The organism is Stenotrophomonas sp. GW821-FHT09E08 (assembly GCF_059416125.1).
On the sequence record NZ_JBWKOO010000006.1, the window covers coordinates 130,991 to 145,855 of the forward strand.

General features: G+C 66.5%; 12 protein-coding genes. 10 read left to right on the forward strand and 2 right to left on the reverse strand.

Going from position 1 to position 14,865, the window contains the following annotated elements; all coding sequences use genetic code 11:
* Positions 1-154 precede the first annotated feature (154 nt).
* Positions 155-607 carry a nucleoside deaminase gene (locus AC07M7_RS10190; protein WP_046985014.1) on the reverse strand — a complete coding sequence of 151 codons (453 nt, stop codon included), beginning with the start codon at positions 605-607 and terminating at the stop codon, positions 155-157.
* A 79-nt stretch (positions 608-686) separates the two neighbouring features.
* On the opposite strand from AC07M7_RS10190, the gene ubiE reads away from it, so the two are divergent.
* From ubiE to AC07M7_RS10215, 5 genes are all read left to right on the forward strand, one after another.
* Positions 687-1,448 carry a bifunctional demethylmenaquinone methyltransferase/2-methoxy-6-polyprenyl-1,4-benzoquinol methylase UbiE gene (gene ubiE / locus AC07M7_RS10195; RefSeq protein ID WP_136639030.1) on the forward strand — a complete coding sequence of 254 codons (762 nt, stop codon included), beginning with the start codon at positions 687-689 and terminating at the stop codon, positions 1,446-1,448.
* A gap of 302 nt (positions 1,449-1,750) precedes the next feature.
* Positions 1,751-3,679: a M1 family metallopeptidase gene (locus AC07M7_RS10200; RefSeq protein WP_495207310.1), complete on the forward strand. Its 1,929-nt coding sequence runs from the start codon at positions 1,751-1,753 to the stop codon at positions 3,677-3,679.
* A gap of 127 nt (positions 3,680-3,806) precedes the next feature.
* Positions 3,807-4,538, forward strand: a complete 732-nt coding sequence (locus AC07M7_RS10205; RefSeq protein WP_428709871.1) for a hypothetical protein — start codon at positions 3,807-3,809, stop codon at positions 4,536-4,538.
* Positions 4,535-5,167 (forward strand): HAD family hydrolase, encoded by a 633-nt coding sequence (locus AC07M7_RS10210; protein WP_295382064.1) that lies wholly within the window; start codon positions 4,535-4,537, stop codon positions 5,165-5,167. Before AC07M7_RS10205 ends, AC07M7_RS10210 begins: the two co-directional genes overlap by 4 nt.
* Before the next feature lie 286 nt (positions 5,168-5,453).
* Positions 5,454-7,427: an LTA synthase family protein gene (locus AC07M7_RS10215; protein ID WP_495207311.1), complete on the forward strand. Its 1,974-nt coding sequence runs from the start codon at positions 5,454-5,456 to the stop codon at positions 7,425-7,427.
* A gap of 142 nt (positions 7,428-7,569) precedes the next feature.
* On the opposite strand, the gene AC07M7_RS10220 is transcribed toward AC07M7_RS10215, so the two are convergent.
* Complete coding sequence (locus AC07M7_RS10220) at positions 7,570-8,508, reverse strand: carbohydrate kinase family protein (RefSeq protein WP_006392776.1); 939 nt, start codon at positions 8,506-8,508, stop codon at positions 7,570-7,572.
* Between the two features lie 283 nt (positions 8,509-8,791).
* Here AC07M7_RS10220 and AC07M7_RS10225 point away from each other — a divergent pair, with 283 nt between their 5' ends.
* From AC07M7_RS10225 to rodA, 5 genes are all read left to right on the forward strand, one after another.
* A complete protein-coding gene (locus AC07M7_RS10225) occupies positions 8,792-9,838 on the forward strand; it encodes a rod shape-determining protein (protein WP_005419402.1) in 1,047 nt (348 codons plus the stop codon).
* Between the two features lie 121 nt (positions 9,839-9,959).
* Complete coding sequence (gene mreC, locus AC07M7_RS10230; RefSeq protein ID WP_495207312.1) at positions 9,960-11,051, forward strand: rod shape-determining protein MreC; 1,092 nt, start codon at positions 9,960-9,962, stop codon at positions 11,049-11,051.
* Positions 11,048-11,533, forward strand: a complete 486-nt coding sequence (gene mreD / locus AC07M7_RS10235; RefSeq protein WP_046985023.1) for a rod shape-determining protein MreD — start codon at positions 11,048-11,050, stop codon at positions 11,531-11,533. The genes mreC and mreD overlap by 4 nt, the downstream gene beginning before the upstream one ends.
* 3 nt (positions 11,534-11,536) lie before the next feature.
* Positions 11,537-13,612, forward strand: coding sequence for a penicillin-binding protein 2 (gene mrdA / locus AC07M7_RS10240; protein WP_046985024.1), 2,076 nt, complete (start codon positions 11,537-11,539; stop codon positions 13,610-13,612).
* Positions 13,609-14,721, forward strand: coding sequence for a rod shape-determining protein RodA (rodA, locus tag AC07M7_RS10245; protein ID WP_046985025.1), 1,113 nt, complete (start codon positions 13,609-13,611; stop codon positions 14,719-14,721). The genes mrdA and rodA overlap by 4 nt, the downstream gene beginning before the upstream one ends.
* Positions 14,722-14,865 lie beyond the last annotated feature (144 nt).

The following is a 14,865-nucleotide window of genomic DNA, read 5'->3' on the forward strand; positions in this document are numbered from 1 at the left end:
GTGCGATGGCGGGCTCGGGTGTTACCGGCGCGTGTGCATGCCAGGCAACTGACTGTGCACTGGTTCACGGCGATGGCTGCAAACGCTGCCGGCACAAGGATGTGCCGGCACTGAAGCGTTCATTAAGCGGGTTCAACAGGACGCTGCGCGGTGTTCATTCACCGATGTCTTCGTTCCAGATCTCCGGATGCTGCGCAATGAAGCCGCCCAGCAGGTCCACGCATTCCTGGCTGTCCAGGTCGATCACCTTGACGCCGTTTTCGCGCAGCCAGTCGATGCCGCCCTGGAAGGTGCGCGATTCGCCGACCACCACGGTGCCGATGTTGAACTGGCGCACCAGGCCCGAGCAATACCAGCACGGCGCCAGGGTGGTGACCATGATGGTGTCCTGATAACGGCGCTGGCGGCCGGCCTTGCGGAAGGCATCGGTCTCGCCATGCACTGACGGGTCGCCTTCCTGCACGCGGCGGTTGTGGCCGCAGCCGAGCAGACGGCCGTCGTTGTGGTACAGCGCCGCGCCGATCGGCACGCCACCCTCGGCCAGGCCCTGGCGGGCTTCGGCGATGGCGGTCTGCAGCAGGGCCTGGTAGTCGGGCGTGGTGATCATGCGGGGCTCCGGTAAGTCATGGCCCGCCATGATACGGGCAGGGGGTGCCGATGGCCCCCGGCGGTGCGATAATCGGGGCATGAGCGAATCCCCCTACAAATCCGGTACCACCCATTTCGGGTTCCGCGACGTCGCCGCCAAGGACAAGCAGAAGCTGGTCGGCCAGGTGTTCACGTCGGTCGCGCGCAACTACGACCTGATGAACGACCTGATGAGCATGGGCGTGCACCGGGCGTGGAAGCGCTACTACGTCGCCACTGCGCAGGTGAAGCCGGGTGACCGCGTGCTCGATCTGGCCGGCGGCACAGGTGACATCGCCGCGCTGCTGAAAGAGCGCGTGGGCGCCGAAGGTTCGGTGGTGCTGGGCGACATCAACGCCGGCATGCTGTCGGTCGGCCGCGACCGCCTGACCAACCGCGGCCTGGTGCTCGGCCTGGACTACGTGCAGTGCAATGCCGAAGCCCTGCCGTTCCCGGACAACAGCTTCGACCTGGTGACCATTGCCTTTGGCCTGCGCAACGTGACCGACAAGGACGCCGGCCTGCGCGAGATGTACCGCGTGCTGAAGGTCGGCGGCCAGGCCCGCGTGCTGGAGTTCTCCGAAGTCACCGCCGACTGGTTCAAGCCGATCTACGACTTCCACTCGTTCAAGATCCTGCCGAAGCTGGGCAAGCTGTTCGCCAACGATTCGGACAGCTACCAGTACCTGGCCGAGAGCATCCGCAAGCACCCGCCGCAGGAAGAGCTGAAGGCGATGATGGGGCAGGCCGGTTTCGAGCGCTGCCACTACAAGAACCTGACCGGCGGCATCGTCTCGATCCATTCCGGCTACAAGCTGTAAGCCCCGCTTTGGTAGGTGCCAACTTTGGTTGGCACACGCCCGTCCGCGAGCGATGACAGATCCGTGCCAACCAAGGTTGGCACCTACCGGTAGAGGCCAACCTTGGTTGGCATGCGCCCGAGGCGCAGCGCAGCCCCGGCCGCCCGTACCGCGTCCGTCGCCATTCCGGTAGAGGCCAACCTCGGTCGGCATGCGCCGAAGGCGCAGGATCGGCCCCGCCCGCCATTACCCCGCAGCGCGCAACGCCTGCGGGGCCGGACGGAGGTACCATTGGGGTTTGTTCCCCGTAACGGTCCCGATTCATGCGTAATCCGCTGATGCTCCTTCCGCTGGCCGTGGCCCTGGCCGCCGGCTGCTCCCAGGAGGCGGCCGCGCCCGCCGCCGCCCCGACTGCCGAAAAGGCCCCCGCTGCTCCAGTGAACGCCGAAAACCGCAGCCACGACGAAAGCTCGTATGCCGAGCCGGACAAGGTCGTCATCAAGGACATCGCGCTGGACCTGAAGCTGGACTTCGACCAGAAGCAGATCGGCGGTACCGCCACCTACACGCTGGAGTGGAAGCAGAAGGACGCCAAGCAGCTGGTGCTCGACACCCGCGAGCTGAGCGTGTCCAAGGTCGAGGCGATCGCCGCCGATGGCGCGCGCAGCCCGCTGCAGTTCGTGCTGGCCCCGGTCGACAAGGTGTTCGGCAGCAAGCTGACCATCGAGACTCCGGCGCAGCCGGCGAAGGTGGAAGTGACCTACCACACCGCACCGACCGCATCGGGCCTGCAGTGGCTGGCGCCGTCGATGACCGAAGGCAAGAAGCTGCCCTTCATGTTCAGCCAGTCGCAGGCCATCCATGCCCGTTCCTGGGTGCCGCTGCAGGACACCCCGAGCGTGCGCTTCACCTACAGCGCGCACGTGGTCTCGCGCCCGGACGTGATGGTGCTGATGAGCGCCGACAACGACCCCAAGGCCGCGCGTGACGGTGATTACACCTTCAAGATGCCGCAGCCGATTCCGTCCTACCTGCTGGCCATCGCCGCCGGCGACATGGTGTTCGAGCCGATCTCCGGCCGCTCCGGCGTATGGGCCGAGCCGACCATGGTCAACAAGGCCGCCAAGGAATTCGAAGACACCGAGAAGATGATCGGTGCCGCCGAGAAGCTGTACGGCGAATACCGCTGGGGCCGCTACGACATGCTGGTGCTGCCGCCGTCGTTCCCGTTCGGTGGCATGGAAAACCCGCGCCTGACCTTCGCCACCCCGACCGTGATCGTCGGCGACAAGTCGCTGGTCTCGCTGGTTGCACACGAACTGGCGCACAGCTGGTCGGGCAACCTGGTGACCAACGCCAGCTGGAAGGACATCTGGCTCAACGAAGGCTTTACCACCTACGTCCAGGGCCGCATCACCGAAGCCCTGTACGGCAAGGAGATGGCCGAGATGGAGAAGCAGATCGACCAGACCGATCTGCTGGCCGAAGTGAAGGACATGAGCCCGGCCGACCAGGCCCTGGCGCTGCCGCCGCTGAACGAGCGTGACCCCGACGAAGCCCTCAGCCAGGTCGCCTACGTCAAGGGTTCGTGGTTCCTGGAATTCCTGGAACAGCGCTTCGGCCGCGAGACCTTCGATCCGTTCCTGCGCGGCTGGTTCGATGACCACGCCTTCCAGAGCGCCAACACCGACCAGTTCGTCGAGTACCTGAAGAAGAACCTGCTGCCGAAGAACCCGTCGGCGGTGACCGAGGCCGAACTGAAGGCATGGCTGGACGAGCCGGGCATCCCGGCATTCGCGGCCAAGGCGCAGTCGCGCAACTTCAGCAGCGTCGATACCGCACGCATCGCCTTTGCCAGCGCCGGCACCGTGCCGAGCAGCCAGGTCATTGCTGACTGGAGCACGCAGGAATGGGTGCGCTTCATCGACGGCCTGGGTGCCACCCAGCCGCTGGACAAGTTGGCCACGCTGGACAAGGCGTTCCACTTCACCGGTACCCCGAATGGCGAGATCGCCATGCGCTGGTATCCGTTGGCGATCCGCAGCGGTTACGAGCAGGCCAATGAAGGTGCCGCCGCGTTCATCGAGCGCGTCGGTCGTCGCAAGCTGATCCTGCCGATCTACGCCGAACTGGTGAAGACCCCGAAGGGTCTGGAGCTGGCCAAGCAGGCCTTCGAGAAGGCCAAGCCGGGCTACCACCCGATCACCACGGGCTCGGTGCAGGACATGCTGTCCAAGGCTGAAGCGAAGTAAACGGTAGTGCCGGCCGCTGGCCGGCAACCTGATACTGCTTCACCAGCAACGGCGGGGAAACCCGCCGTTGCTGTATCCGCTTTTCGCTGCCGATAGAATCGGGATGCACCCGTAAAGGACCTCCGCCATGAAACGACTGATCCTGCTCACCGCCTGCACCCTGGCCCTGGTTGCCTGCAGCAACCCCGAGGAAGAGCGCAAGGCGCAGGAAGCTGCCGCTGCCGCCGTGCAGGCACAAAAGGAAGCCAAAGCCGAGGACGTGGCCAAGCAGTACGACATGGCCGTAGCCGCGCAGGACTGGGAGCGCGCGCGCCTGCACGGCGCCTCGCTGCTGGACCAGTACAAGGACACCGCCGCCGCCGAACGCATTGCTGCCGGCTTTGACGAGGTCAAGGCCAAGGGCGATGCCGCACGCGATCTGCGCCGCATGCAGGGGCTGTGGCAGTACAACCAGATTCCGGTCGGCAGCAAGGGCAACCAGGTCTCGGCGCAGATCTACAGCAAGGAACGGGTGGACGTGGATGGCAGCGGTGCGAAGCCGGTGCAGCTGGTGTTCCGCGATCACCCGGAATGGAAGCGGCATGCCTACCTGGTGCTGCAGGCCGGCGATTTCCGCTGCCCGCAGTGCACGGTGAAGGTGACCGTGGACGACGGAAAGCCGATTTCCATGGCCGCCTGGCGGCCGAAGACCGATGAAGCCATCGCCATGTTCATCACCGACCAGAAGGCGCTGTGGAAGCTGGCAGCCAAGGGCAAGTCGATCAGCATCGAGTTCCCGGTCAAGGCCGGTGGCACCCGTACCGCGGTGTTCGAGACCGGTGGCGTCGATGCCAGCCGCATGCCAGCGTGGTGGCGGTGACCTTGGCGGTACCCGTGGTGGCACCCGTGGCAGTAGCGGCGTTGTCGACAATCCGCCACTGGGTGTTCGACATGGATGGCACGCTGACCGTGGCGATGCATGATTTCGCGCGGATCAAGCGCGAACTGGCGATTCCGGCGCAGGACGACATCCTCACCCACCTGGCCGCTCTGCCCGCTGCAGAGGCCAGCGCCAAGCATGCTTGGCTGCTGGCCCACGAGCGTGAACTGGCCGCGGCCTCCGTGCCGGCGATGGGCGCGGTGGCGCTGGTGCGTGCGCTGCAGGGCGCCGGTTGCCGGCTGGGCATCCTCACCCGCAACGTGCGCAGCCTGGCCCAGGTCACGCTGCAGGCGATCGGGCTGGGCGATGTGTTTGCCGAAGAGGACATCATCGGCCGCGACGAAGCCGAGCCCAAGCCCTCGCCGGACGGCCTGCAGTACTTCCTGCGGCGCTGGCAGGTAGATCCAGCACAGGTGGTGATGGTGGGCGATTACCGCTTCGACCTGGAATGCGGCCGCGCCGCGGGCACGCGCACCCTGCTGGTCAATGCTCCGGACAACCCGTGGCCGGACATGGCCTGCTGGCACCTGGCCGATTGTGCGGCGGTGCTGGAGCATTGGCAGCGCTAGCGGGGCACCCTCTGCGCCCCATGGCGGGCAGGAGGAAAGGGTCCAGATGTCGAAAGCCGTCGAAGTAGACGGTCATCACAGTGTATTGTGCGCGGTCACCGCGCTGGACCTTGTCTGGCGGGAAGCCCGGCCGGAGCTGAGGCCGGGGGCGGTTGGGGAACCGCTGCCGACGACTGTCGCGGCCTGGTCGGGCGCTGGCGACGGTGTCAGGTAACACGTTGGTCGATGTGGCCCGCTGCCAGGGAGGTGGCAAGGGTCTCTGTTGTTCCATTCCTGGATTCCTTTCATGCCTCGAACTGTGTTGCTGTCGCTGTACCGGCGTCTGTGTCCGATCGCCGCCTTCTTCCTGTTTGGCCTGGTGGCCCTGTCGCTGTCGCGGCTGGGGTTGGCGCTGTGGCATGCCGCGCGGGTCAGTGCTGCCGACGGTTGGTCCACGATCTTCCTGCAGGGACTGCGTGTGGACGTGTCCACGCTGTGCCTGCTCTTTGGCATCCCTGCGGTGCTGGCGCTGCTGTTGCCGGTCGAAGGACGGTTGGGCCGCGCCTGGCGGCATGTCCTGCGCGGGTGGCTGATCGTGGCCAGCGTGCTGCTGGTGTTCATGGAGCTGGCTACGCCAAGCTTCATGGCCGAGTACGGCCTGCGGCCCAATCGTTTGTTCCTTGAATATCTGATCTACCCCGAAGAAGTTGGAATGACGCTGCTGCGGGGGCATCTGCTGGCGGTGGTGATCGAAGTGGTCGCCGTGATCGTGCTGTGCTGGGCGCTGCTGCGCGGCTCGCGTCGCTGGGTGGAAATCCGCCAGGCGACCGTGGTCGAAGCCGGGTGGCTGTGGCGATTGCCGCTGGCGGTGCTGGTGCTCCTGCTGGCGGCGATGGGTGTGCGTTCGAGCCTCGGCCATCGGCCGTTGAATCCGGCGCTGGTGGCGTTCTCCACCGACCCCACCATCAACGTGCTGCCACTCAACTCGCTGTACACCGTCGGCTATGCGGCGCGCCAGCTGGCTGCCCGCAGCGAGACCTCGCGCATCTATGGCGAGCTGCCGTTGGGGCAGGTGGTCGACGAGCTTCACGCGACCAGTGGCCTGCCTGCCACGGCGTACGTGTCCGAGGCGCTGCCGAGCCTGGCACTGCGTCCGCCGCTGCACCAGGGCAAGCCGCGCAACCTGGTGATCGTGCTGGAAGAAAGCCTCGGTGCACAGTTCATCGGCAGCCTCGGCGGGCGGCCGCTGTCGCCCAACTTCGACCGCCTGAGCAAGCAGGGCTGGGCGTTCGAGCGCCTGTATGCCACCGGTACGCGTTCGGTGCGCGGGATCGAGGCGGTACTGACAGGGTTCCCACCGACCCCGGCCGAAGCGGTGGTCAAGCTGCCCGCCAGCCGCCAACGCTTCTTCACCCTGGCCGATGTATTGGGCCGGCATGGCTACGACACCGGCTTCTACTACGGCGGTGAAAGCCATTTCGACAACATGCGCGAGTTCTTCCTCGCCAATGGCTTCACCCGCATCGTGGATCGCAAGGACTACCGCACGCCGACGTTCGTCGGATCATGGGGGGCATCGGACGAGGATCTGTTCAACCGCGCCGATGAGCAGTTCCAGCAGTTGAATGCGCAGGGCAAGCCGTTCTTCGGCCTGGTGTTCACCTCCAGCAACCATGATCCGTTCGAGTTCCCGGACGGCCGCATCGAGCTGTACGAGCAGCCCAAGCAGACCCGCGACAATGCCGCCAAGTATGCCGATCACGCGCTGGGAGAATTCTTCCGCAAGGCGATGGCCTCACCGTACTGGGAAAACACCGTGTTCCTGGTGGTGGCCGACCATGACTCGCGCGTGTTCGGCAAGGACATGGTGCCCATCGCCAACTTCCATATCCCGGGCTTGATCCTTGGCGGCGGCATCGAGCCGCGGCGGGATACCCGCATCGTCAGCCAGATCGATCTGGCGCCGACGCTGCTGTCGCTGCTGGGCATCGCCGACCCCACGCCGCTGGTAGGCCAGGACCTGACCGACATGCGGCGGCTGCAACCGGGTCGCGCGCTGATGCAGTACGACCGCAACCTGGCATGGATGGAGGGCAACGACGTCGCCATCCTGCAGCCGGACAAGCCAGCGCAGGGATTCCGCTACGACCCGGCGACCGATCAGCTGCAGCCACATCCACTGCGGCCGGAGCTGGCACGGCGCGCACATGCCTATGCCATGTGGGGCACGCTGGCTTACGAGAAAGAGCTGTACCGGTTGCCGGAGAAACCCAAGCCCTGAGCCGGCCGCTGGCCGGCAGTGTCGACCAAGGTCGACACCTACCAGACGCATTCCCGATAGCGCGTCGGGTGGAAAGCCCCCTTGTTGTTAAAGGGGGCGCGCCAACGGCGCGGGGATAAGGCGGAATGCGCGGGCAATTCGCTTACGCGTTCAACGCGTAACCGAACTGCTGCTTGAACTGCTCGTTGAACTCTTCGAAGGTGAAGCGCTGGTTCTGGGTGCCCGGGTGCTCCACCTTCAGCGCGCCCATCAGGTTGCCCATGCGGCCGATGGTCAGCCAGTCGTAGCCCTTCTGGATGCCGTAGATCAGGCCGGCGCGGAACGCGTCGCCACAGCCGGTCGGGTCGACCACGCGGCGTTCGTGCGCCGGCGGGATGTCGTAGCTCTTTTCCGGGGTGTGGATGACCGCGCCCTTCGGGCCACGGGTGGTGATGTAGGCCTTGACCCGGCTGACGATCTCCTTTTCGTCCCAACCGGTGCGTTCCTGCAGCAGGTTCGACTCGTAGTCGTTGACCACCACGTAGTCGGCCTGGTCGATGAAGGCGCGCAGCTCCGGTCCGTTGAACAGCGGCATGGCCTGGCCCGGGTCGAAGATGAACGGGATGCCGTCTTCGTGGAATTCCTGCGCGTTCTGGATCATGCCTTCGCGACCGTCCGGGCCGACCAGGCCGAGGGTCACGCCGGGCACGCCACGCACGTGGTTCTCGTAGGAACGCATCATCGCGCCTGGATGGAAGGCGGTGATCTGGTTGTTGTCGTGGTCGGTGGTGATGAACGCCTGCGGGGTGAACAGCTCATCGATCACGCGCACGCGGGTCAGGTCGATGCCCAGGCCTTCGAAATACTCGCGGTACGGGCCGAAGTCCGAACCGACGGTGCCCATCGGGATCGGCTGGCCGCCCAGCAGGTGCAGGTTGTAGGCGATGTTGCCGGCGCAGCCACCGAACTCGCGGCGCATGCGCGGCACCAGGAAGGACACGTTCAGGATGTGCACCTTGTCCGGCAGGATGTGATTCTTGAACTGGTCCGGGAACACCATGATGGTGTCGAAGGCAAGAGAACCACAGATCAGAGCGGACATCGATGTAAGCCTATGCGGTGAATTTTGGGGTGGGCCGGCCCGGTTCAGCAGGCAAGCAAACGGCGCCCTTGGGCGCCCGACGGCGCAAAGGTTACCCGCTGGTGCCGCTCAGGGCCAGAACCGGGTGATGCCCGATCGGGCCGAAAGCCTGTCAAGGCGCGGGTTCAGCTAGTTTTTTCCTTGCTCGGCGGCAGGCGGGTTGCTAGGCTTGTCGGCCTCGATTTCTGCCCATTTTTTCGCCATCCCGCGGCGGGCACGACACCCCTCAGGACTCCTTCCTCAGATGTTCAAGAAACTCCGTGGCATGTTCTCCAACGACCTGTCCATCGACCTGGGCACGGCCAACACCCTCATCTACGTGCGCGGGCAGGGGATCGTGCTGAACGAGCCGTCGGTGGTCGCAGTGCGTCAGGATCGCGCCATCGGTGGTACCCGCTCGGTGGCAGCCGTCGGCGCCGAGGCCAAGCAGATGCTGGGCCGTACCCCGGGCCACATCACCACCATCCGCCCGATGAAGGACGGCGTTATCGCCGATTTCACCTACACCGAGGCGATGCTCAAGCACTTCATCAAGAAGGTGCACAAGTCGCGCGTGCTGCGCCCGAGCCCGCGCGTGCTGGTCTGCGTGCCGGCCGGCTCGACCCAGGTCGAGCGCCGTGCGATCAAGGAATCGGCCGAGGAAGCCGGCGCCCGTGACGTGTTCCTGATCGAAGAGCCGATGGCCGCCGCGATCGGCGCCGGCATGCCGGTCACCGAGGCCCGTGGCTCGATGGTCATCGACATCGGCGGCGGTACCACCGAAGTGGCGGTGATCTCGCTCAACGGCATCGTCTACTCGGCCTCGGTCCGTATCGGCGGCGACCGCTTCGACGAGTCGATCACCAACTACGTGCGCCGCAACCACGGCATGCTGATCGGTGAAGCCACCGCCGAACGCATCAAGGTCGAACTGGGCTGCGCCTATCCGCAGGCGGAAGTGATCGAGATGGAAATTTCCGGCCGCAACCTCGCCGAGGGCGTGCCGAAGATGATCAAGATCAGCTCCAATGAAGTGCTCGAAGCCCTGCACGAGCCCCTGTCGGGCATCGTCAGTGCGGTCAAGCTGGCGCTGGAGCAGACCCCGCCGGAACTGTGCGCCGACGTCGCCGAGCGCGGCATCGTGCTGACCGGTGGTGGCGCCCTGCTGCGTGACCTGGACCGCCTGATCTCCGAGGAAACCGGCCTGCACGTGCAGGTGGCCGATGACCCGCTGACCTGCGTGGCCCGTGGTGGTGGCCGTGCACTGGAGCTGGTCGACATGCACGGCAACGAGTTCTTTGCGCCGGAGTAAGCCGTCCCGGCTGCCTGCGCCCGCAGCGCCCCTCCGGGGTGCGGCCCGCCATGATGGCGGGTCGGCACCGGCGGGGCGTCCGCGTGTTTCCCCTCCGCCTTCTGCCAGTTGAATCGTTGCCGTGCCGCCCTACGCCGGACCTCCCGTCGCTTCCCGATCCGGTGATGCCGCCAGCCCGCTGCGGCTGCTGGCTTACCTCGCACTGGCCATCACCCTGATCGTGCTTGACGACCAGGCCGGCTGGCTGGCGCGCCTGCGCGGGCAGGCCAACAGCCTGGTGCAGCCGGTGTGGGCACTGGCCGGCCTGCCAGGCAAGCTCGGCAACCAGGTCAAGGATTCTGCGGCCAGCCACAGCCAGCTGGTGACCGAGAACCGCGAACTGCGCAACCAGCTGCTGCTGGCCAACGCTCGCCTGACCCGGCTGCAGACCGCCGCGCTGGACAACGCACAGCTGCGCGAGCTGCTGAACGTGGCCGAGCGCAGTGGCCTGGACGTGCAGCTGGCGCCGATCCTGGACATCGACCTGGACCCGGTGAAACAGCGCCTGGTGCTGGATGCCGGCAGCCGCGAGGGTGTGCACGTGGGCCAGGCCGTGATCGATGTCGGCGGTCTGATGGGCCAGGTGATCAGCGTTACCGGGAGCACCTCCACGGTGCTGCTGCTGACCGACCCTGACCACGCGGTGCCGGTCACCGTGGCCCGCAACGGTGTACGTCTGATCGTTTATGGCCGCGGTGACAAACTGGAACTGCGCGACATCCCGCTCAGCGCCGGCGTGGAAGTGGGCGACGAGATCGTCACCTCCGGCCTCGGCGGTCGATTCCCGGCGGGCTTCCCGGTCGGCACCATCACCGGCCTGCGCCCGGACGACACCCATGCCTTCCTGGTCGGCGAACTGAAGCCGGCGGCCCAGCTCGACCGTGGCCGCGACGTGCTGCTGCTGCGCCCGGGTGCGGCGATCCGCATTCCGCCGGAACTGCGCCTGCAGCTGGAAGAGACCGCCCCGGGTGGCCCGGCCGCGGGCGGAACTGTGCCGGCGGCAACCACGCCGGCCACCACCACACCGGCACCCGCTCCTGCAACGCCCGCACCGGCTCCGTCTGCGACGCCGACGGTGGCCCCGGCATCGTCGCTTGATCCTGCTGCTCCGGTAGTGCCGGCCGCTGGCCGGCAACCGCAACCCACCCAGCCGCAGCCGGAGGCCCAGCGATGAGCCGCCTGCGCGACAACCCCTGGGTGCTTCCGGCCAGCCTGGTAGTGGCCCTGCTGCTCGGCCTGTTGCCGTTGCCGACACTGCTGCAGCCGCTGCGCCCTTACTGGCTGGCGCTGGTGCTGGCCTACTGGGTGATCGAAGCGCCCGAGCGTGTCGGCCTGGGCATTGCCTTCGCCAGTGGCGTCATCGCCGATCTGCTGTACGGCGGCGTGCTGGGAGAACAGGCGCTGCGGCTGGTGATGCTGGCCTTCATCCTGCAGCGCTTCCGTGCCCGCATCCGCTTCTTCCCGATGTCGCAGCAGATGCTGGCCATCGGCGGCCTGCTGTTCAACGACCGCATCGTCAGTGCGCTGGTCCACATCCTGGTGGGTGAGCCGACCCTGCCGTGGTCGTACTGGTGGGCGCCGTTGCTGGGCATGGGCCTGTGGCCGCTGGTGTTCGTGCTGCTGGACGCGGTGCGCTTCGGCAAGCGCGGGCGCTGAGCCATGATCCCGCGCCGCCAGGTCAAGAATCCGCACGCCGAAGCCGAGCAGTTCCGCCGTCGCGCGGCGCTGGGTTTCCTCGGCGTGCTGGTCTGCCTGCTGGGCCTGGGCGGCTGGTATTTCAAGCTGCAGGTGCTGGACCACGACGTCTACGCCACCCGCTCGGAAGCCAACCGCATCAAGCCGCGGCCGGTGGTGCCCGGGCGCGGGATGATCTACGACCGCAACGGCCGCCTGCTGGCGGAGAACGTGCCAGCCTTCCGCCTGGACGTGACCCCGGACAAGGTCAAGGACATGGATGCCACCCTGGAAGGGCTGGCGAAGATCATCAGCATCAGCCCAGAAGAGCTGGAAGCGTTCGACAAGTCGCGCAAGGCGCGCCGCAAGTTCCTGCCGGTCACGCTGAAGCTGCGCATGAGCGACGAGGAGATGGCGCGCTTCGCGGTCGATCGCTGGCGTTTCCCCGGCGTCGAGCTGGAACCCTATCTGACCCGGCGCTACCCGTACGGTGACCTGTTCGCGCACATCATCGGCTACGTCGGCCGCGTCGATGAAAAGGATCTGGAGATCCTCGGCGAAGGCAATGCAGCCCTGACCCACATCGGCAAGTCCGGGCTGGAGCGCTATTACGAGCAGCAGTTGCGCGGCAAGGTCGGCTACGAACAGGTCGAGACCAACGTACAGGGCCGTGCGATCCGTACGATCGGCCGCGTCGCCGCGCAGTCCGGCGCCGACCTGCGGTTGTCGATCGATGCCGACCTGCAGCGCGCAATGGTGGCCGCCTTCGGCGAACAGGAAGGCTCGGCCGTGGCGATGGACCCGCGCACCGGAGAGGTGCTGGCAATGGTCAGCCTGCCGTCCTACGACCCCAACCTGTTCGTCAACGGTATTTCCCATGCCGACTTCAAGGCGCTGAACGACAACCCGTCGCGGCCGCAGTTCAACCGCCTGGTGCTCGGTGGCGTCGCGCCCGGTTCCACGCTGAAGCCGCTGATCGGGCTGGCCGGCCTCGATTCGGGCGTGCGCCGGCCGGAAGACAAAGTGCTTTCCACCGGCATGTTCTACCTGCCCGGCACCTCGCGTGGCTGGGGTGACTCGCATCGCGGCGGCCATGGCTGGACCGACCTGCGCAAATCCATCGCGCAGTCGGTCAACACCTACTACTACAAGCTCGCGCTGGACCTGGGCATCGAGCGCTTCGACCACTACATGGAGTACTACGGCTTCGGCCAGCCGACCGGCATCGACCTGACCGGCGAGATCGGCGGCATCCTTCCGTCGCCGGCCTACAAGCGGAAGAGCCGCAAGGAAGCCTGGTACCCCGGCGACACGGTCAACATCAGCATCGGCCAGGGCGACTGGAAGGTCACTCCGCTGCAGCTGGCGCGGGGTGTCAGTGGGCTGGCCAACGGGCAGCTGCGCACGCCGCACCTGGTGATCCAGCAACGTGCAGGTTTCGACCATGACTGGATGGCCACCGACCCGGGCGAGAGCAAGCCGGTCAGCCCGAACCCGAACAACCTGCAGGCGGTGCGCGAAGGCATGATGGCCACCATGCTGCCCGGCGGCAGCGCTGCGCGGATGGCGGCCGGCGCACCCTATACGATGGCAGGCAAGACCGGTACCGCGCAGGTCGTCAGCCGCAAGGGCACCGCCGCAGTGAACCCGAAGAGTCTGCCGATGCACCTGCGCCACCGCGCGCTGTTCGTCGGTTTCGCGCCGGTCGATCAGCCGGTGATCGCGCTGGCGATCGCGGTGGAAGGTGGGGGTTACGGCGGTGCGGCCGCCGCACCGATTGCACGCAAGGTGTTTGATGCCTACCTGCTGGGCAAGATGCCTGAAGGCATGCAGCCGCTGGACAGCGAACGTGGCACCACTGCCATCGGTGCGACCGCATTCGACAACGAAGATGTGGGCGCGCGCCAGGCTGGCGACCTCGCCGCCACACAGGTGGGTGAACACCCGGTGCTGGTCGGCGTGCCTGCGCCGGAACCGGTACCTGCACCACAGCCGGGTACGCCGGCTGCCGCCGCACTGCCGGTCACACCACGCCCGACCGCCGCGGAGCCCGCGCGATGAAAGTATTCCTGCGCTGGGCCGGCGACATGCTGCGCCGCTTCTTCAGCACGCTGGACTGGGTGCTGTGCCTGGCGCTGGGCGCGTTGATGGTGATCGGTCTGGCGACACTCAAGAGCGCAGGCGGCGACAGCCTGGTGATGGCCCAGGGCGCGCGTTTCGCGGTGGGCATGGCCGCGCTGTGGGGCATCTCGCGGGTGCCGATCCTGCGCATCCGCTCGGCCACGCCGATGATCTATGCGATCTCGATGATTCCGCTGCTGGCAGTGTTCGTGCTTGGCACCGGCAAGTACGGTCGGCAGTGGCTGGACCTGAAATTCTTCTACCTGCAGCCGGCCGAACTGCTGAAGGTCAGCCTGCCGATGATGGTGGCCTGGTACCTGCACAAGATGCCGCTGCCGCCGCGCTTCAACACGGTGCTGGTTGCCCTGGTCATCATTGGTGTGCCGACCGGCCTGGTGATGCTGCAGCCCGACTTCGGCACCGGCGTGCTGATCGCTGCCAGTGGCGTGTTCGTGCTGCTGCTGGCCGGCTTGCCGTGGTGGTGGGTTGGCCTGGGCGTGGGTGGCGTGGCAGCGGTCGCACCGGTGGCCTGGTTCTGGCTGCTGCGGCCCTACCAGAAGGACCGCATCATGATGTTCCTGGATCCGGAGATGGATGCACTGGGCGCAGGCTGGAACATCATCCAGTCGAAGATCGCGATCGGCTCCGGCGGCTTCGATGGCAAGGGCTGGGGCGAAGGCTCGCAGTCGCACCTCAACTTCATTCCCGAGCAGACCACCGACTTCGCGTTCTCGGTACTGAGCGAGGAATTCGGCTGGATCGGCGTGGCCACCGTGCTGGCGCTGTACCTGGTGGTGATCGGTCGCTGCCTGTGGATTGCCAGCCAGTCACGCGACTCCTATTCGCGCCTGCTGGCCGGTGCCACCGGGCTGGCGTTCTTCGTCTACGTGCTGGTCAACGGCGGGATGATTTCCGGCCTGCTGCCGGTGGTGGGCGTGCCAATGCCGCTGATCAGCTACGGCGGCACCTCGGCGGTTTCGCTGCTGGCCGGCTTCGGCTTGGTGATGGCGGTACGCAGCCACAACCCGGTGCACGGCGGCTACGGTTGAGTCCGGCTGTGGGGTCAGATCCCTTTTTCCACAGGAAAAAGGGATCTGACCCCACAGCTCGGAAGCAGTCGAGCATGGCTCGACGCTACAAACGCAGAAGCACCATGACAGCTTCACGCAAGCGCCCGTTGCTACCGTGGCCGC

What these genes read in the sequence shown, in the direction of transcription:
- AC07M7_RS10190 (WP_046985014.1), bottom strand. Translation starts at nt 607, where the DNA reads ATGATCACCACGCCCGACTACCAGGCCCTGCTGCAGACCGCCATCGCC.
- ubiE (WP_136639030.1), top strand. Translation starts at nt 687, where the DNA reads ATGAGCGAATCCCCCTACAAATCCGGTACCACCCATTTCGGGTTCCGC.
- AC07M7_RS10200 (WP_495207310.1), top strand. Translation starts at nt 1,751, where the DNA reads ATGCGTAATCCGCTGATGCTCCTTCCGCTGGCCGTGGCCCTGGCCGCC.
- AC07M7_RS10205 (WP_428709871.1), top strand. Translation starts at nt 3,807, where the DNA reads ATGAAACGACTGATCCTGCTCACCGCCTGCACCCTGGCCCTGGTTGCC.
- AC07M7_RS10215 (WP_495207311.1), top strand. Translation starts at nt 5,454, where the DNA reads ATGCCTCGAACTGTGTTGCTGTCGCTGTACCGGCGTCTGTGTCCGATC.
- AC07M7_RS10220 (WP_006392776.1), bottom strand. Translation starts at nt 8,508, where the DNA reads ATGTCCGCTCTGATCTGTGGTTCTCTTGCCTTCGACACCATCATGGTG.
- AC07M7_RS10225 (WP_005419402.1), top strand. Translation starts at nt 8,792, where the DNA reads ATGTTCAAGAAACTCCGTGGCATGTTCTCCAACGACCTGTCCATCGAC.
- mreD (WP_046985023.1), top strand. Translation starts at nt 11,048, where the DNA reads ATGAGCCGCCTGCGCGACAACCCCTGGGTGCTTCCGGCCAGCCTGGTA.
- mrdA (WP_046985024.1), top strand. Translation starts at nt 11,537, where the DNA reads ATGATCCCGCGCCGCCAGGTCAAGAATCCGCACGCCGAAGCCGAGCAG.
- rodA (WP_046985025.1), top strand. Translation starts at nt 13,609, where the DNA reads ATGAAAGTATTCCTGCGCTGGGCCGGCGACATGCTGCGCCGCTTCTTC.